The organism is Amycolatopsis dendrobii (assembly GCF_014145675.1).
Lineage (GTDB): Bacteria > Actinomycetota > Actinomycetes > Mycobacteriales > Pseudonocardiaceae > Amycolatopsis > Amycolatopsis dendrobii.
The window spans coordinates 72,264-89,090 of record NZ_JACGZW010000006.1; the positions used below are offsets into that span (position 1 = coordinate 72,264).

A 16,827-nucleotide genomic window follows, 5' to 3' on the forward strand; every position below is an offset into this window, starting at 1 on the left:
CCGCACACTGAACGCATGAGCAGCCTTTCGCCCACCGAACGCACCACGCTCGGCCGCAAACGCCACCGCGCCGCCAGCGAGCGCGCGGCGCTGCACGCCGTGCTCGACGAGGCGCTGATCTGCCACCTCGGCGTGGTCCGCGACGGCGTCCCGCTGGTGCTGCCCACCGGATACGGCCGCGACGGCGAAACCCTGTACCTGCATGGTTCCACGGGCGCGGCCAGTCTGCGAGCCGCGACCGGGGAAACCGACGTCTGCGTGACGGTCACTCTGCTCGACGGCATCGTCTACTGCCGCTCAGTGAACAACCACTCGGTCAACTACCGCAGCGCGGTGATCCTCGGCAAGGCCCGGCTGGTCACCGACCCGGACGAGAAGATGCGCGGCTTGCACGTGCTCACCGACCACCTCTCCCCTGGTTCGTGGGAACACGCCCGCGCGGTGAACAAGAAGGAATTCGCCGCGGTATCGGTCATCGCGCTCGACCTCGCCGAAGCGTCCGTGAAGCTCCGCGCCGAAGGACCCGACGACGAACCCGAAGACGTCACCGCGAACGCCGCTTGGGCCGGAGTGCTGCCGGTGCACACGGTCTTCGGCGAACCGGAACCCTCCGCCGACCTGCCGCCCGGCTGGACCGTGCCCGAACACGTCACCGCACGCGTCACGAAGGCAGCGGCAACCGCACGGTGAACACCGTCCGCCCGGGGCGGCTCTCCAGCGAGACCGTCCCGCTGTGTTCCACCACGAGCGAATGCACCACCGCCAGCCCCAGCCCGGTGCCGCCCGCGGCCCGGGTCCGGGAGTTGTCGACGCGATAGAACCGGTCGAAAATCCGCTGCTGATCTTCGGCGGAAATCCCCGGCCCGGCATCGGTGACGGCGGCGACGGCCATCCCGCCGGTCACCGTCACCGCCAGCTCCACCGGCGTTCCCTCCGCGGTGTGCACGGCGGCGTTGGCGAGCAGGTTGTCCAGGACTTGCCGCAGCCGCGCCGGATCCGCGTGCAGCAGCACCGGATCCTCCGGAATCGAGACCGTCAGCGGATGTCCTGGCCGACCGGCCCGGAACGCGTCCGCGGCAGCCGCGGCGATCTCCGTGAAGTCCATCTGCTGCGGGCGCACCGGCGGTTCCGCATCGCGCGCGTCCAGCCGCGCGAGCAGCAGCAAATCGTCGACCAGCACGCTCATCCGCGCGGTTTCGGCTCGGATCTTCTCCAGGTGCGCCTCGCGTTCCTCGGGTTCATTCGCGGCGGCGTAACGGAAAAGGTCGGCATAGCCGCGGATCGACGTCAACGGCGTCCGCAGCTCATGCGAAGCATCAGCGACGAACCGGCGCAGCCGATCGTTCGCCTCGGTGCGCGCGGCGAGCGAGGATTCGATGTGGCTCAACATCACATTGAACGCCGTCCGCAACTCCTCGACCTCCGCGCCGCCGCCCGTGCCGGACGCGCGCACCGGCAAGTCCGCAGTGGCAGTGAGATCGTGCGAGGCGATGTCGTGCGCCGTGCCAGCCATGTCCGACAACGGCCGCAACCCTCGCCGCAGCACCACCCGGCCAGCGACGACGAGAATCGCCAGCGCGATCAGGAACGCGATCACTTCGATCAACATCAGCTGCTGCACGGTGTTGTCGAGATCGGCCTGCGGCGCGGCGCTCAACAACACGGTGCCGCTCCCGTTCTGCGACGTCTCCACCGGACACGCCCGGACGCGGTAAGAACCCTGACCGGGCAGGGCGATCGTGCGAAACAGATCGCCGCTGGTCGCTTCTTCGGCGACCCTCGCCAACGGCCGCACATCGTTCGGCAATGTGCTGCCCGGCTGCGGGACGGCGTGCCCCTCCCGCACGTCGAAAACCGCGGAATACCAGGAGTAGACGACTTCCGGATTGTCCTTCGATTCGCGCAGATGCGGCACCTGCGCGACCTGGCTGGTCTTGAGCTGCTCGTCGAGCCGGCGGTTGAGGTAGTCGTGCATCAGCTCGACGGTCAGCGCGCCGACGATCGCGAACACCACCAGCGACAGCGCGCCCAACCCGAACGCCAGCCGCGTGCCGAGCCGGGAGGCACGCCAAGCCCGGTACCACCGGCGAGCCCAGCGCCCGATCCGGTTCACCGGCCCGCCTGCCGCACGGAATACCCGACGCCGCGCACGGTGTGGATCAGCGGTTCGGCCTCGGTGTCGAGTTTGCGCCGCAGCCGCGAGACCGCGAGTTCGACCACATTGGACCGTCCGCCGAAGTCGTACTCCCACACGTGGTCGAGGATCTGCGCCTTCGTGAGCACCGCGGGCGAACGCCGCATCAGGTAACGCAGCAGCTCGTACTCGGTGGGCGTCAGCTCGGCGAGCTGACCGCCGCGGCGGACTTCGTGCGTCTCCTCGTCCAGAGTGAGATCGCCCACCTGCAACACCACCGTGCGGGCGTCCGGCTTCTCGGACGTCCGCCGCAGCACCGCACGCAGCCGCGCCATCAGCTCCTCGACGGAGAACGGCTTGACAAGGTAATCGTCACCCCCGCGGGTGAGACCGGCGATGCGGTCGGCGGTCGCGTCCTTTGCGGTCAGGAAAACCACCGGCACCGCGTCGTGCTTCTCGCGCAGCTTGTCGAGCACGGTGAACCCGTCGAAATCGGGCAGCATGAGGTCGAGGACGACGATGTCGGGAGCGAACTCCGCGGCGCGCGCGAGCGCGTCCGCACCGCAGCCTGCCGTCACGGCCTGCCAGCCCTCGTAACGGGCGACGGTCGCGACCAGGTCGGCGATATGCGGCTCGTCGTCCACGACGAGCAGCCGCACCGGGCTCGGGTTCTCCACCCCGCCATCCTCCGCGACGTCCGCTCGGGCGCGCGAGCCGAACCCCCGGCTGACAGCGAGTCGACAGGAAACCCGTCGCGCGCATCGGGCATTCCGGGCAGACTCCGGACCGACAGCGACCCTGGCCCGAGGAGCCCGATGACTGCTTACGTGGACAACATCACCGTCGACTGCGCCGATCCGTGGGAACTGGCCCAGTTCTGGACCAAGGTGACCGGCCGCCCGGTCGGCGAGGACGACAAACCGGGCGAGGAGGAGATCGGCATCACCCTCGACTCCGGCGTCACCCTCCTGTTCATCGCCGTTCCCGAACCCAAGACGATCAAGAACCGGGTGCACGTCTGCCTGAAACCGGACGACGGGACCCGCGACGAGGAGGTGAAACGGCTGCTCGAACTGGGCGCGACACTGCATTCCGACCACCGCCGCGAGAACGGCAGCGGCTGGGTCGTGCTGCTGGATCCGGAAGGCAACGAGTTCTGCGTGCAGCGCGGCACGGCGGAGACGGCGTGACCGATTCGTTCGAGATCAACCGCGCCAACTGGGACGACCGGGCGCCGATCCACGCGCGCTCGGCGTACTACGAGTTCGACAAGTTCAAGGCCGATCCCGCGCACCTGAGCCAGATCGTGCGCTTCGACCAGCCGCGGCTCGGCGACATTTCCGGGCTGCGCGCCGTGCACCTGCAATGCCACATCGGCACGGACACGCTGTCGCTGCACCGGCTCGGGGCCAAGATCTCTGGTCTGGACCTTTCCCCGGCGTCGCTCGCCGAGGCGCGCAAGCTCGCCGAGGCCACCGGCGCGGACATCGACTACCACGAGGCGAACGTCTACGCCGCGGTGGAAGTCTTCGGCGAAAACGCGTTCGACCTGGTGTACACCGGGATCGGCGCGCTGTGCTGGCTGCCGAAGATCGCGCGGTGGGCCGAAGTCGTCGCGCGGCTGCTGCGCCCCGGCGGACGGCTGTTCCTGCGCGAAGGCCATCCGATGCTGTGGACGCTCGACGACGAATCCGAGCGCGCGTGGCCGAAGTACGACTACTTCGAGCACGACGAACCGCTCGTGTTCAGCGACGACACCACCTACGTCGACACCGACGAACCGGTGCGCACGACGACCACGCACAGCTGGAACCATTCGCTCGGCGAGATCGTGACCGCATTGCTCGACCAGGGCCTGATCCTGACCGGGCTGACCGAGCACGACACCGCCGCGTGGAACGCGTTGCCGCACGAGATGGAAGAGGCCGGGGGCGGCGAATGGCGACTGCGGGACAACCCGCGCCGGATCGCCGCGAGCTACACCCTCCAGGCGCGCCGCCCCGCATAGAGTGCGGGCATGACTCGCATCGCCGTCGCCGCGCTGGGCGGCACCATCTCGATGGCTCCCGGACGTTCGATCGAAGACGGCGTCGTGCCGCGGCTGAGCGCCGAGGACCTGCTGGGAGAACTGGGTTCCCGGCTGCCGATGGAGATCACCGCGGCGACGCTCGCCGGGCTGTCGAGTTCGTCGATGGACTACGCGACGCTCGCGCGCACCCGGCAGTGGGGCGTCGAGCAGATCGAGGCGGGCGCGGACGGTCTCGTGGTGGTGCAGGGCACGGACACGCTGGAGGAAACGGCGTACCTGTTCGATCTCACGTGGCCGTCCGACGCGCCGGTCGTGATCACCGGCGCGATGCGGAACCCGAGCCTGCCCAGTCCGGACGGGCAGGCGAACATCCTCGCCGCGCTCGCCGTCGCCGCCGATCCGCGCAGCCGCGGCCGGGGCGCGCTGGTGGCGTTCAACGACGACGTGCACGCGGCTCGGTGGGTCCGGAAGACGCATTCCAGCCACGTCGAAACCTTCTCGTCGCGGCCGGCGGGCCCGCTCGGCATGGTCGCCGAGGGAGCGGTGCACTACTTCCACCCGTCGCCGCCGCGGCTGCCGGTGCTGCCGGGAGCCGAAACCGTCGATCTCGTTCCGCTGCTGGAATCGGGCCTCGAGGATTCAGGCGAATTGCTGTCGCTGGTCCTCAAGGGCGGCGCACGCGGCGTGGTGGTGGCCGCCAACGGCGTCGGCCACGTGTCGACCGGGACGGCGGACGTGATCGCGGCCGCACAGGTGCCGGTCGTCGTCGCGTCCCGGACCGGCGCGGGCCCGACTTTCCGCGGCGCCTACGGTTTTCACGGTTCCGAATCGAGCCTGATCCGGATGGGCGCGACGATGGCCGGCTGGCTGTGCCCGCGCAAATCGCGGATCCTGCTGCAGGTCCTGCTCGCGGCGGGCGCCGGCCGGGAGGAGATCGAACGGCAGTTCAGGCTGCGCGGCGACCTCGACCGCTGATCACGCCCGGAACGGCCCGTCGACCGGATTCGCCTGGTACGACCGCATCTGCCGGCCGCCCTGGCGGTAGACGTGCACGCTGATCGCCGGGTCCGGGCCGTCGTTGCGCACCTCGTGCACGTAGCCGGGCCCGAACACGCGCGACTGCCCGGCGGACAGCCCGTGCACCTCGGTCACCGCGCGTCCGCCGGGGGCGCGCCGCGCGACGGTTTCGGTCAGCCGCCCGGACACGACGGTGAACGCGCCGGTCGAGAAGGCGTGGTCGTGCAGGTCGGTGTGCTGGCCGGGAAGCCAGCTGAGCAGCCAGATCTCCTGGTCCTCGGTGCGCTCGACAAGGGCGGAGAACCGCTCGTCGGGGTCGTAGCGCAGCAGGCCGCCCCAGCGTTCCCGGTCGGCGGCCACGTCGACGGCGACGCGGACCGGGTGGCGCAGGGCGGGGTTCTCGGGACGCAGCAGGGTGTTGTCCGGAACGGCGAACATGAAGAGAAGTCCTCACGGGAAGAAGATGGGTGTCGAACTGGGCCGGGCTGGGTTCACCGACAACAGCGACACGACATGCCCATGACGGGGCGGAGGTCAGCAGACCCCGGCCGCATCGTCATCTCGCACGTCAGCATGCCGCACAGAGAACCAGCCCCGGACCGCCCGGTCAACCCGTCTCACCCCCTGGACCACGCTGGTGAGGGCGGGTTCACACGCCCGGACCCGCCGCGCCGCTCGTGAGTGGCAATCCCGGTTCTAACCGGGATCGCCACGCACGACGCTCCCCATGCGCGACAGCAGGCAGCAGCACGGGCGGCGAGGCGGTGCCGGGCCGCCGCGCGACCTCGTGAGTGTTTATGCCGGTTCTAACCGGGATCGCCACTCACGACGCTCCCCACTGCTCAGCCGCCGCTCACGACGGGCTCAGCGCCACTCCGGCTTCCGCGACCGGCCGAGCAGCTCCGCGCCCGCCTGCCGCGGGTCGACGCCCTCGTGGCACACCCGGTACATCGCGTCCGTGATCGGCATGTCGGCCCCGTGCCGCTGCGCCAGTTCGCGGATCGACGAGCACGACGCGACGCCCTCCGCGACCTGGCCGCCGGTCGCCGCCTGTGCCTCGGCCAGCGTTTCGCCGCGGCCGAGCCGTTCGCCGAAGGTGCGGTTGCGCGACAACGGCGACGAGCACGTCGCCACCAGGTCGCCGAGCCCGGCGAGCCCGGCGAAGGTCAGCGGGTCCGCACCGAGTTTCGCGCCGAGCCGCGCCATTTCGGCGAGACCGCGCGTGATGAGCGTCGCCATCGTGTTCGCGCCCAAGCCCATCCCGGCGGCCATCCCGCAGCTGAGCGCGATCACGTTCTTGCACGCGCCGCCCAGCTCGCAGCCGACCACGTCGGTGTTGGTGTAGGGCCGGAAATACTGGTTCGAAGTCGCCTGCTGCACCGCTTTCGCCCGCTCGTGATCGGCGCACGCGAGCACCGCGGCGGCGGGCTGCCCGTCGGCGATCTCGCGGGCCAGGTTCGGCCCGGACACCACCACGATCTCGCCCGGATCGACGTCGGCCAGTTCGGCGATCACCTCGCTCATCCGCTTGAGCGTGCCCAGTTCCACGCCCTTGGCCAGGCTGACCAGGATCGCCTCGGACGGCAGCAGCGGCCGCCAGCCGGAGAGGTTCGCGCGCAGGCTCTGGCTCGGCACCCCGAGCACGACAGCCTGCGCGCCGTCCAGCGCCTCGGCCGCGTCGGCCGTCGCGGTGATCCGGTCCGGCAGCGTCGTTCCCGGCAGGTACGACTCGTTGGTGTGCCGCTCCCGGATCTCTTCGGCGACGCTTTCCCGGCGTGCCCACATCGTCACGTCCCGGCCCGCGTCGCCGAGCACCTTCGCGAACGCGGTGCCCCACGAACCCGCGCCGAGCACGGTGACCCGCTGCACGTCGGCGGCGAAACCCGCCATCAGGCACCGTCCTCCGGCTGCTCGGCCGCCTCGGTCTCAGTCTTGGCCTCTGCCTTGGTCTCTGCCGCCGCGTCGGTTTCCGGCTTCTTCACCGGCGGTTCCTCCTGCCGGATCTCGGCCAGCAGCCGGGTCACCTCGTCCATCAGCACCGCGGTGACCTCGCGCAGCATCGAGGCGCTGCGCGGATTCCCGCCCCGGTACGCGGACAGGTCGATCGGGTCGCCGACCAGGTGCGTCACCGTCTTGCGCGGGAACGGGGTGAACTTCTTGGTGTAGCCGTTGAAGATCTGGTTCGTGCCCCAGCGCGCGATCGGGATCACCGGCACGTCGTTCTGCAGCGCCAGCCGCGCCGCGCCGCTGTAGGCCTCCTTCGGCCAGCCCAGCGGGTCCTTCGTGATGGTGCCCTCCGGGTAGATCACGATGACCTTGCCCTCTTCGAGCGCCTGGTGCGCGGCCTTGAGGCTGTCGCCCGCGGCGCTCGACCCGCGCGCCACCGGGATCTGCCCGGACCCGGTCACGATCCGGCCGAAGATCGGCACGTCTTTCAGGCTCGCCTTGAGGAAGAACCGAGGCACCCGCTTCTGCCGGTGCACGAACACCGCGTCGACCGCCGGGTCGAGGTGCGAGATGTGGTTCATCACCAGCACCGCGGGCCCTTGCCGGGGGATTTTCTCCGCGCCGAGGTACACCCGCTTGCCGATCGCGGTCAGCGGGTAGAACGCGGCGGCGGCCAGCCCCACCCAGAATCCGCCCTTCTCACGCCGTGCCACAGTTCTCCTCCTCGGGTCGCCTCTGCTCCGGGTGATCCTGCCGCGCGCCGGTTCGCGCAGTCCAGGGAGGGTGCGCTCACGCACGCGCGCGAGCGGTTTCGGGTAAAGATGGACAGGTGGACGCAGACCTGGTCATGCCGCTGAAACCGCCGGGCGCGGGCAAGTCCCGGCTGCGCGGCGCGGTCGCCGCGCACCGGCACGCCGAACTGGTGCTGGCGCTGGCCTGCGACACGCTGGCCGCGGTCACGTCGGTCGCCAGGGTCCGGCGCGTGCTCGTCGTCACCTCCGATCCGGCCGCGCTGTCCGAATTGGCCGGTCTCGGCGTCGAACTGGTCGCCGAGCCGGCGGGCGGCGGGCTCAACGAAGCGCTGCGGCACGGCGCGGAGCTGCTGCGCGCGGACGCGCCGGACGGAGTAGTCGGCGCGCTCCAAGCGGATCTCCCGGCATTGCGCGCGGTGGATCTCGAGCAGGCGCTCACCGAAGCCGCCGGCCGCCGCGCGGTGGTGTTCGACCGGCAGGGCACCGGGACCACGCTGCTGCTGTCCGCGCCCGGGAAACCGCTCGACCCGCGCTTCGGCGCCGGTTCCGCGGAACTGCATCGGGCGTCGGGTGCGATTCCGCTCACCCAGGCATTGCCGTCGCTGCGCAGCGACGTGGACACCGAAGATGATCTCCGCCACGCCGCGAAACTCGGTCTCGGCAAGCGCACCGCGGCATTGCTCCCGGCCGAACGGGCGCAATTGCGCTGACGTGTTCACTCGACCTTCATCGCGGCCTGCGCAAACCGCGGCTTCGTAGTGAACAATGGGCAGCGTGAGCACAGAAGACGGCAGCACTCCGGCCCGGCGGCGCGTGAAGAGCGGCAGCAGCGCGACCCCCTCGTCCCCGGCTCCGCGCACCGCGGGCAGGAAGGCGACCTCGCGCGGGAACGCCGACTCCGCGGCGGCCCGTCGGGCGAAACCCAAGGCGGCTCCGGCGGAAGACAACGCCAAACCGGCCAAGCGCAAAACCGCCGCTTCGAGCGCGCTGCGCACCACGGCGAAGAAACCCGCCGCACCGCCCGCCGTCTCCAAGGCCGCCGTTCGGCCGCGCCGGACCACGACCGAGAGCGGCGAGGAATTCCGCTCCGTTCCCTCGGCCCCGCCCGCCGTCACGTCCGCGCCCACCGCCGTCGAGTCGCTTCCCGACGACCGTTATTTCAACCGGGAGCTGTCCTGGCTGGACTTCAACGCCCGCGTGCTCGCGCTGGCCGAGGACGAATCGCAGCCGCTGCTCGAACGAGCCAAGTTCCTCGCCATTTTCGCGTCCAATTTGGACGAGTTCTACATGGTCCGGGTCGCCGGGCTGAAACGGCGCGACGGCACCGGCCTCTCGGTGCGCAGCGCGGACGGGCTCACGCCGCGCGAACAGCTGGACTACATCGCCAAGCGCAACCAGGACCTGGTCGAACGGCACACCGCCGCGTTCAAGGAGCACCTGCGCCCGCAACTGGCCGAGCAGGACATCCGGATCGTCGGCTGGGCCGACCTGTCCGGGGCCGACCAGCTCCGGCTGTCGAGCTACTTCTCCGAGCAGATCTTCCCGGTGCTCACGCCGCTCGCGGTCGACCCGGCGCACCCGTTCCCGTACATCTCGGGGCTGTCGCTCAACCTCGCGGTGACGGTGCGGGACCCGCAGGGCGGGCTCGAACGGTTCGCGCGCGTGAAGGTGCCGAGCAACGTGCCGCGGCTGATGCGCGTGGAAACCGAACGCGGCAACCGGTCCGCGACCTTCCTTCCGCTCGAGGAACTGATCTCCGCGCACCTGAGCGATCTGTTCACCGGCATGGAGGTCACCGAGCACCACGTCTTCCGCGTCACCCGCAACGCCGACTTCGAGGTCGAGGAAGACCGCGACGAGGACCTGTTGCAGGCATTGGAACGCGAGCTGGCGCAGCGCCGGTTCGGCCCTCCGGTGCGGCTCGAGGTCGCGCAGGACATGAGCGAGCACATGCTCGAACTGCTGCTGCGCGAGCTGGAAGTCGATCCCGAGGACGTCGTCGAGGTGCCCGGGCTGCTCGACCTCACCTGCCTGTTCCAGCTGTCCGCGGTCGACCGCAAGGAGCTGAAGGACCGGCCGTTCGTGCCCGCGACGCATCCGGCGTTCGGCGAACGCGAGACGCCCAAGAGCGTGTTCGCGACGCTGCGCGAGGGCGACGTCCTGGTGCACCACCCGTACGACTCGTTCTCCACGAGCGTGCAGCGCTTCATCGAACAGGCCGCGGCCGACTCGAAAGTGCTGGCGATCAAGCAGACGCTGTACCGGACGTCCGGCGATTCGCCGATCGTGGACGCGCTGATCGACGCCGCCGAGGCGGGCAAGCAGGTCGTGGCGCTGGTGGAGATCAAGGCGCGGTTCGACGAGCAGGCCAACATCACCTGGGCGCGCACGCTGGAACGCGCGGGCGTGCACGTCGTGTACGGCTTGGTGGGCCTCAAAACGCACTGCAAGGTGTCGATGGTGGTGCGGCAGGAGGGTTCGACCATCCGCCGCTACTGCCACATCGGGACCGGCAACTACAACCCGAAGACCGCGCGGCTGTACGAAGACCTCGGCCTGCTCACCGCGGACCCGAGCATCGGCGCGGACATCACCGACCTGTTCAACGTCCTCACCGGCTACTCGCGCCAGGACACCTACCGCACGATCCTCACGTCGCCGCACGGCATCCGCCGCGGCATCGTGCGCGCGATCGGCGAGGAGATCGAACTCGCGCGCGCCGGGCTCGACGCGGGCATCCGGATCAAGTGCAACTCGCTCGTGGACGAGCAGGTGATCGACGCGCTGTACCACGCTTCGCAGGCGGGCGTTCCGGTCGACGTGGTGGTGCGCGGGATCTGCTCGCTGAAGCCGGGCGTCGAAGGCTTGAGCGAGAACATCCGCGTCCGCTCGATCCTCGGCCGGTTCCTGGAGCATTCGCGGGTGTTCAACTTCCGGGCGGGCGGCACGCACTGGATCGGCAGCGCGGACATGATGCACCGCAACCTCGACCGCCGGATCGAGGCGCTGGTGCGGGTCAAGGACCCGAGGCTGACGCGGCAGCTGGACGAGGTGTTCGATTCGGCGCTCGATCCGCACACGCGCTGCTGGGTGCTCAGTTCCTCGGGCGAATGGCAGCCGTTCCCTGCCGCCGGTTCGCAGGTGCGCGACCACCAGCTCGAACTCGCGAAGCTGCACGGGGCCGTCGGATGAGCGTGGACGTCCGGGCCGCGGGCGCGGTGCTCTGGCGCCGCGCCGGGGCGGGCATCGAGGTCGCCCTCGTGCACCGGCCCCGCTACGACGATTGGTCGCTGCCGAAGGGAAAGGTCGACCCGGGCGAGACGATCGCGGCCACCGCGGTGCGCGAGATCGCCGAGGAGACCGGGTTCCGCGCTGTGCTGGGCCGCTATGTCGCGCAGACGAGGTACGAGGTGCCCGCGAAGAACAACGGGCGGCTGCTGCGCAAGAGCGTCGACTACTTCAGCGGCGAAGCCGTCGAGGGAGCCTTCGAGCCCAACGAAGAAGTCGACGAACTCCGCTGGCTGGACCCGATCGCGGCCGAGCAGCTGCTCACCCGGCCGGCGGATGTCCGGGTGCTGCGCGAGTTCTGCGCCCTCCCGCCCGCGCCGACGACGGTATTGCTGGTGCGGCACGCCAAGGCGGGCAAACGCGAAGACTGGACCGGCGACGACGACCTCCGCCCGTTGTCGGAAGCCGGCCAACGCCAAGCCGCCGCACTGCGAGACCTGCTGCCGCTCTTCGGCCCTGACCGGGTCTTCTCCGCGCCGCGGCTGCGGTGCGTGCAGACCGTCGGCGGCGTCGCGGACGCACTCGGAGTCGAGGTGCAGCACGAGCCGTTGCTGTCGGAAGAGGGCTACTGGCCCGACCCGCTGCTGGGAATCCGCCGCCTGCTGGAGATCGCGGCCGACGGGGGCACGCCGCTGATCAGCAGCCAGGGCGGGGTGATCCCGGACCTGGTGAGCGCACTGGCGGACCGGGACGGCCTGGAACTGCCCGCCGCCCGCGACGGTGTCGTGCCGAGCAAAAAGGGCTCGCTGTGGGTCCTGTCGTTCTGCCCCGGCGACGACGGACCGGTTCTGGCGGGCGCGGATTACTATCCGAGCCCGCTCCCCGCTCCGGTGCCTTCGGCGGGCTGATCTTTTGCACGGGGCCCGGCGTCCGCGCCGGGCCCCTTCTCTTATGCGCTCTTCCGCCATTCGGCTGGCTTCGGATTCTATAGAGACCGATAGTGCTCAGCGGCGCTAAGCAGTTATCGCGGGCCCCGGCATAAGGGACGTCCGAGACAGTGCCGCGGGGTTTATTTACCCCCCGGCGGGGATTTATCTCCGGGCGTCGGATTAGCCCTCCGGGACCCGCCGGGAAGCCCTCCTCGGGGAATCCGATTGCCTTCCCGGACGGCTCCGGATCTGTTGTCTTATCAGCAATCCGGCGGCTTCTTCCGGAGTCCGAACAGCCCGCCTACCTCGGGAAACGCTGTCGTCCCGCTGCGCTGGCACCCTCTGGTCCAGTGCTCCGGCAACCCCGATGGGGCAGGGAATTCGCGACCTCCGGAGCGGCTCCCCACACCGACTCGCCAGCCCCCGTTGTCTCGGCTCACGCGGAAACCCTGCGATCGCAACGGGGTCGGCCGCTCAGCCGTCCGAGCCATGCTGCTGCCTCGCCTCGCCAGCCCCGGCCGACGTCCCCGCTCACCCGGCCTCGAAACCCGCCCGCCACAACAGCTCGACCGTCGCCGCTCAGCAGGTCGACGCCGCAATCGCCGCGCAGCACCAGCCCGGAAACCCAGCCTGTCCGCTGATCCGGGCGCCCCTCAGCCACCCGGAACCCACCGCGCCCCTACGACGGCCGGCGCTCCGGCTCACCGACCCGAGCGCCCCGTCAACCCGAAACCCGAGCCCGCACAACGCCTCGCCCCGCAACCCGCTTCTCACCGCACTGACTCCGGAATATTCATCCGCTCAACCCCGGAAACGCGGCAGGGCCCCGACCTCGCCCGAGGTCGGGGCCCTGCCGCGAAGCAACGAATACCGGGGCTACTTCTTCTTGGCCGCCGAGGTGCGCTTCGCCGGGGCCTTCTTGGCCGCGGCCGTGGTCTTCTTCGCTGCCGCAGTGGTCTTGGCGGCAGGCTTGGCGGCGGCCTTCGCCCGCGTGGTGGTGGCCTTCGGGGCCGCCTTGGCGCGGGTGGTGGTCGACTTCGCGGCCGTCGCGCGCGTCGTCGTCTTGGCGGCGGTGGCCTTGGCGGGAGCCTTGGCCGCGGTGGCGCGAGTGCGCGTGGCAGCGGGCTTCGCCGCCGTGGCACGGGTGCTGCGGGTGGCGGTCGTCGAGGCGGCGCGGGTGGTCGTGGCGCGCGCGGTGGTGCCGGTGGCCCGCTTCGCCGCCGTGGCCTTCGGCAGCTTCTTCGAACCGGAAATCACGTCCTTGAACGTGGTGCCCGCGCGGAACGCCGGAACGTTGGTCTTCTTGACCCGCACGGCTTCGCCGGTGCGCGGGTTGCGCGCGGTGCGGGCGGCACGAGCGCGCTTCTCGAACACCCCGAAGCCGGTGATGTTCACCTTTTCGCCCTTGTTGACCGTCCGGATGATGATGTCGACGAGACCGTCGACGGCCTCCGAAGCAACCTTTTTGTCGCCCAGACGCTCCGACAGCGCCTCGATCAGCTGGGCCTTGTTGGCCATTCCAGTCCCTCCAAGAAGAACTCTTCGTCCACGGCCAGGTCGGCCGGCTAACGCACACGGTATTACCAAGACAGCACAAATTCCAAACGGCACGCGAAATTTTCCCTTGCGGCGGGAACGGTTCCGCCCTCCCGAAGGACCCGTTTCCGGGTCCGGGAGGCTCCGTTTGGCGTGGGCGTGCGGGGGGCCGGCCGGGGCCGGATTCCCTTTCCGAGCAGGGAATCCGGACCCGGCGACGCAGGTCAGGAGGTCGCGGCGGGCAGCGTCGCGGGCTTCCAGGAAGGGCGCTGGGACTCGAACGCGTCGATGTCCCCCGCGTGGCGCAGAGTCAGCGCGATGTCGTCGAGTCCTTCGAGCAGCCGCCAGCGGACGTAGTCGTCGATCTGGAAGGGCGCGGTGAAGTCCTTGGCCCGCACGGTCTTGGCTTCGAGGTCCACCGACACCTCCGTGCCGGGCTCGTTCTCCAGCAGCTTCCAGAGCAGTTCGACATCCGACTGCTCGCACTGCGCGGCGACGAGGCCGCCCTTGCCGGAGTTGCCGCGGAAGATGTCCGCGAAACGGGACGAGATGACGACCTTGAAGCCGTAGTCCATCAAGGCCCACACGGCGTGCTCGCGCGACGAACCGGTGCCGAAGTCGGGTCCGGCGACGAGCACCGAGCCATTCTTGAACGGTTCCTGATTGAGGATGAAGTCCTCCTGCGCGCGCCAGGCGGCGAACAGCCCGTCCTCGAATCCGGTGCGGGTCACGCGCTTGAGGTAGACGGCCGGGATGATCTGGTCAGTGTCCACGTTGGACCTGCGCAGCGGGACCCCGATCCCGGTGTGCTGGGTGAACGGTTCCATGGTGGGAGCTCCTCTCGGGGCGGTCAGGCGGGCAGGTCGGCGGGCGAGGACAGCGTCCCGCGCACGGCGGTGGCGGCGGCCACGAGCGGCGAGACGAGGTGCGTGCGGCCGCCCTTGCCCTGCCGTCCCTCGAAGTTGCGGTTGGAGGTGGACGCGCTCCGCTCGCCGGGGGCGAGCTGGTCCGGGTTCATCCCGAGACACATGGAGCAACCGGCCTGCCGCCATTCGGCTCCCGCCTCGGCGAAGATCTTGTCCAGGCCTTCCTCTTCGGCGGTCTTGCGCACCCGCATCGAACCGGGCACCACGAGCATCCGGACCGAATCGGCCACCTTGCGCCCGCGCAGCACCTCGGCCGCGGCGCGCAGGTCCTCGATCCGGCCGTTGGTGCAGGAGCCGAGGAACACGGTGTCCACCGCGATCTCGCGCAGCGGGGTGCCCGGCTTCAGATCCATATAGGACAGCGCCTTCTCGGCGGCGAAGCGCGCGTTCTCGTCCGGGATCGCGGCCGGATCCGGCACCGAATCGCCCAGCGGCAGACCCTGTCCGGGGTTGGTGCCCCACGTCACGAACGGCGTCAGCTGGTCCGCGTCGAGGTGGACTTCGGCGTCGAATTCCGCGCCCTCGTCGGTGCGCAGCTCGCGCCAGGCGGCGACGGCGGCGTCCCACTCCTCGCCCTTCGGAGCGTGCGGACGGCCCTTGAGGTAGGCGAAGGTCGTCTCGTCCGGCGCGATCATGCCGGCGCGCGCGCCCGCCTCGATCGACATGTTGCAGATGGTCATCCGGGCTTCCATCGACAGGTCTTCGATGGCCTTGCCGCGGTACTCGAGGACGTAGCCCTGCCCGCCGCCGGTGCCGATCTGGGCGATCACCGCGAGGATCACGTCCTTCGCGGTGACGCCCGGCTGCAGCGTGCCGTCGACGTTGATCGCCATCGTCTTGAACGGCCGCAGCGGCAGCGTCTGGGTGGCGAGCACGTGCTCGACCTCGGAAGTGCCGATGCCGAAGGCCATCGCGCCGAACGCGCCGTGCGTCGAGGTGTGACTGTCGCCGCACACCACGGTGGTGCCCGGCTGGGTCAGCCCGAGCTGCGGTCCGATCACGTGCACGATGCCCTGTTCGGCGTCGCCCATCGGGTGCAGCCGGACGCCGAACTCCTTGCAGTTGCGGCGAAGCGTGTCGACCTGGGTGCGGGACACCGGGTCGGCGATCGGGAGGTCGATGTCCACCGTGGGGACGTTGTGGTCCTCGGTGGCGATGGTGAGGTCGGGGCGGCGCACCTGCCGCCCGGCCAGCCGCAGTCCGTCGAACGCCTGCGGGCTGGTCACTTCGTGCACCAGGTGGAGGTCGATGTAGAGCAGATCCGGTTCGGCGCCTTCGCCTCGGCGCACGAGGTGGCTGTCCCACACCTTCTCCGCCAGCGTACGAGCCTTGCCGGTGGGGCTGGTCATCTCCGGCTCCTTCCACGGGATCGGCCGGGAGCACGGAACCCGGACAGAGCCGGTGAGGAGGGGCGAGCCGCGGCTGGCCGCGGGCCCGGGTTTCGTTTTTCCCAGATTCTGGACTTCCCACACTTCGGGAAGATAGTATCGCGTCGTGGGACAGCATAGCGGTATCGGAGTACTGGACAAAGCCGTGGCCGTGCTGCAGGCCGTCGCCGAGGACCCGTGCGGGCTGGCGGAACTGTGCACGCGCACCGGGCTTCCTCGTGCGACGGCGCACCGGCTCGCGGTCGGGCTCGAAGTGCATCGCCTGTTGCGGCGAGGGCCGGACGGGCGCTGGCGGCCGGGCACCGCGCTCGCCGAACTCGCGGGCGGTTCGACCGACCCGTTGCTCGACGCGGCGAGTTCGGTGCTGCCGAAGCTTCGGGACATCACCGGCGAAAGCGTTCAGCTTTACCGGCGCGACGGCGTGCAGCGCGTGTGCGTTTCGACCGCGGAACCGCCGAGCGGTTTGCGCGACACGGTTCCGATCGGTTCGCGCCTGCCGATGACGGCGGGCTCGGGCGCGAAGGTCCTTGCCGCGTGGTCGGATCCGCACACGCAGCGGACGATCCTCGCCGACGCGGTTTACGGCGAACGCACTCTGCTCGAGGTGCGCCGCCGCGGCTGGGCGCAAAGCGTCGCCGAACGCGAGCCCGGCGTCGCGAGCGTTTCGGCCCCGGTGCGCGATTCCTCCGGCACGGTCGTCGCCGCGGTGTCGGTCTCCGGCCCGATCGAACGCATAGGGCGCAAGCCCGGCGCCCGGTGGGCGGCGGATCTCCTCGCCGCCGCCGACGCGCTCCAGGAACGCCTCTGACGCCCGGCTCCCACCACGCGCCAACCCCAGGCCGCCTCTCCGCCACCCCGGCGGGAGGCGGCCTTTTCTCGCCCTTGAGACGAACGTCCTCTCCGCAACGCATTGCCGCGACTGCCCTCAGCCGCCTCGTCGC

Annotated in this window: 16 protein-coding genes; 8 read left to right on the forward strand and 8 right to left on the reverse strand. The window is 70.2% G+C overall.

Annotation, left to right across the window (positions count from 1 at the left end):
• Nucleotides 1-15 precede the first annotated feature (15 nt).
• On the forward strand, nucleotides 16-690 hold the full coding sequence (locus H4281_RS18480; protein WP_182892188.1) for a pyridoxamine 5'-phosphate oxidase family protein: 675 nt from the start codon (nucleotides 16-18) through the stop codon (nucleotides 688-690).
• Here the strand turns inward: H4281_RS18480 and H4281_RS18485 are convergent.
• Both H4281_RS18485 and H4281_RS18490 read right to left on the reverse strand, forming a co-directional pair.
• Nucleotides 662-2,113 (reverse strand): sensor histidine kinase, encoded by a 1,452-nt coding sequence (locus H4281_RS18485; protein WP_182892189.1) that lies wholly within the window; start codon nucleotides 2,111-2,113, stop codon nucleotides 662-664. The genes H4281_RS18480 and H4281_RS18485 overlap by 29 nt on opposite strands.
• The gene (locus tag H4281_RS18490; protein ID WP_182892190.1) at nucleotides 2,110-2,811 is read right to left on the reverse strand and encodes a response regulator transcription factor; all 702 of its coding nucleotides are present in this window, start codon (nucleotides 2,809-2,811) and stop codon (nucleotides 2,110-2,112) included. The genes H4281_RS18485 and H4281_RS18490 overlap by 4 nt, the downstream gene beginning before the upstream one ends.
• A gap of 138 nt (nucleotides 2,812-2,949) precedes the next feature.
• On the opposite strand from H4281_RS18490, the gene H4281_RS18495 reads away from it, so the two are divergent.
• Genes H4281_RS18495 through H4281_RS18505 form a run of 3 tightly spaced genes read left to right on the forward strand, consistent with a single transcriptional unit; the run spans nucleotide 2,950 to nucleotide 5,138 of the window.
• Complete coding sequence (locus H4281_RS18495; protein WP_182892191.1) at nucleotides 2,950-3,324, forward strand: VOC family protein; 375 nt, start codon at nucleotides 2,950-2,952, stop codon at nucleotides 3,322-3,324.
• Nucleotides 3,321-4,142, forward strand: a complete 822-nt coding sequence (locus H4281_RS18500; protein ID WP_182892192.1) for a class I SAM-dependent methyltransferase — start codon at nucleotides 3,321-3,323, stop codon at nucleotides 4,140-4,142. Before H4281_RS18495 ends, H4281_RS18500 begins: the two co-directional genes overlap by 4 nt.
• Nucleotides 4,143-4,151: 9 nt before the next feature.
• Nucleotides 4,152-5,138, forward strand: coding sequence for an asparaginase (locus tag H4281_RS18505; protein ID WP_182892193.1), 987 nt, complete (start codon nucleotides 4,152-4,154; stop codon nucleotides 5,136-5,138).
• Here the strand turns inward: H4281_RS18505 and H4281_RS18510 are convergent, their stop codons facing one another.
• The 3 genes from H4281_RS18510 to H4281_RS18520 form a co-directional block, all read right to left on the reverse strand.
• The gene (locus tag H4281_RS18510) at nucleotides 5,139-5,618 is read right to left on the reverse strand and encodes a cysteine dioxygenase (RefSeq protein WP_182892194.1); all 480 of its coding nucleotides are present in this window, start codon (nucleotides 5,616-5,618) and stop codon (nucleotides 5,139-5,141) included.
• Nucleotides 5,619-6,044: 426 nt separating this feature from the next.
• Nucleotides 6,045-7,070, reverse strand: coding sequence for an NAD(P)H-dependent glycerol-3-phosphate dehydrogenase (locus tag H4281_RS18515; RefSeq protein WP_182892195.1), 1,026 nt, complete (start codon nucleotides 7,068-7,070; stop codon nucleotides 6,045-6,047).
• Nucleotides 7,070-7,840: a lysophospholipid acyltransferase family protein gene (locus tag H4281_RS18520; protein WP_182892196.1), complete on the reverse strand. Its 771-nt coding sequence runs from the start codon at nucleotides 7,838-7,840 to the stop codon at nucleotides 7,070-7,072. The genes H4281_RS18515 and H4281_RS18520 overlap by 1 nt, the downstream gene beginning before the upstream one ends.
• 116 nt (nucleotides 7,841-7,956) lie before the next feature.
• Here H4281_RS18520 and cofC point away from each other — a divergent pair, with 116 nt between their 5' ends.
• Genes cofC through H4281_RS18535 form a run of 3 tightly spaced genes read left to right on the forward strand, consistent with a single transcriptional unit; the run spans nucleotide 7,957 to nucleotide 12,015 of the window.
• Nucleotides 7,957-8,589 carry a 2-phospho-L-lactate guanylyltransferase gene (cofC, locus tag H4281_RS18525; RefSeq protein WP_182892197.1) on the forward strand — a complete coding sequence of 211 codons (633 nt, stop codon included), beginning with the start codon at nucleotides 7,957-7,959 and terminating at the stop codon, nucleotides 8,587-8,589.
• A 55-nt stretch (nucleotides 8,590-8,644) separates the two neighbouring features.
• On the forward strand, nucleotides 8,645-11,071 hold the full coding sequence (locus H4281_RS18530) for an RNA degradosome polyphosphate kinase (RefSeq protein ID WP_182892198.1): 2,427 nt from the start codon (nucleotides 8,645-8,647) through the stop codon (nucleotides 11,069-11,071).
• Nucleotides 11,068-12,015 (forward strand): NUDIX hydrolase, encoded by a 948-nt coding sequence (locus H4281_RS18535; RefSeq protein ID WP_182892199.1) that lies wholly within the window; start codon nucleotides 11,068-11,070, stop codon nucleotides 12,013-12,015. Before H4281_RS18530 ends, H4281_RS18535 begins: the two co-directional genes overlap by 4 nt.
• Before the next feature lie 897 nt (nucleotides 12,016-12,912).
• On the opposite strand, the gene H4281_RS18540 is transcribed toward H4281_RS18535, so the two are convergent.
• The 3 genes from H4281_RS18540 to leuC all read right to left on the reverse strand — a co-directional run bounded on the left by H4281_RS18540 (nucleotide 12,913) and on the right by leuC (nucleotide 15,847).
• Nucleotides 12,913-13,554, reverse strand: coding sequence for an HU family DNA-binding protein (locus H4281_RS18540; RefSeq protein ID WP_182892200.1), 642 nt, complete (start codon nucleotides 13,552-13,554; stop codon nucleotides 12,913-12,915).
• 242 nt (nucleotides 13,555-13,796) lie between these two features.
• Nucleotides 13,797-14,399, reverse strand: coding sequence for a 3-isopropylmalate dehydratase small subunit (gene leuD, locus H4281_RS18545; protein WP_182892201.1), 603 nt, complete (start codon nucleotides 14,397-14,399; stop codon nucleotides 13,797-13,799).
• 23 nt (nucleotides 14,400-14,422) lie between these two features.
• Nucleotides 14,423-15,847: a 3-isopropylmalate dehydratase large subunit gene (leuC, locus tag H4281_RS18550; protein WP_182892202.1), complete on the reverse strand. Its 1,425-nt coding sequence runs from the start codon at nucleotides 15,845-15,847 to the stop codon at nucleotides 14,423-14,425.
• Nucleotides 15,848-15,992: 145 nt separating this feature from the next.
• Here leuC and H4281_RS18555 point away from each other — a divergent pair, with 145 nt between their 5' ends.
• Nucleotides 15,993-16,694, forward strand: coding sequence for an IclR family transcriptional regulator (locus H4281_RS18555; RefSeq protein WP_009074079.1), 702 nt, complete (start codon nucleotides 15,993-15,995; stop codon nucleotides 16,692-16,694).
• The last annotated feature ends 133 nt before the right edge of the window (nucleotides 16,695-16,827 follow it).

Coding starts and splice junctions, on each gene's coding strand:
- H4281_RS18480 (WP_182892188.1), top strand. CDS start 16: ATGAGCAGCCTTTCGCCCACCGAACGCACCACGCTCGGCCGCAAACGC.
- H4281_RS18495 (WP_182892191.1), top strand. CDS start 2,950: ATGACTGCTTACGTGGACAACATCACCGTCGACTGCGCCGATCCGTGG.
- H4281_RS18505 (WP_182892193.1), top strand. CDS start 4,152: ATGACTCGCATCGCCGTCGCCGCGCTGGGCGGCACCATCTCGATGGCT.
- H4281_RS18510 (WP_182892194.1), bottom strand. CDS start 5,618: ATGTTCGCCGTTCCGGACAACACCCTGCTGCGTCCCGAGAACCCCGCC.
- H4281_RS18515 (WP_182892195.1), bottom strand. CDS start 7,070: ATGGCGGGTTTCGCCGCCGACGTGCAGCGGGTCACCGTGCTCGGCGCG.
- H4281_RS18530 (WP_182892198.1), top strand. CDS start 8,645: ATGGGCAGCGTGAGCACAGAAGACGGCAGCACTCCGGCCCGGCGGCGC.
- H4281_RS18535 (WP_182892199.1), top strand. CDS start 11,068: ATGAGCGTGGACGTCCGGGCCGCGGGCGCGGTGCTCTGGCGCCGCGCC.
- H4281_RS18540 (WP_182892200.1), bottom strand. CDS start 13,554: ATGGCCAACAAGGCCCAGCTGATCGAGGCGCTGTCGGAGCGTCTGGGC.
- leuD (WP_182892201.1), bottom strand. CDS start 14,399: ATGGAACCGTTCACCCAGCACACCGGGATCGGGGTCCCGCTGCGCAGG.
- leuC (WP_182892202.1), bottom strand. CDS start 15,847: ATGACCAGCCCCACCGGCAAGGCTCGTACGCTGGCGGAGAAGGTGTGG.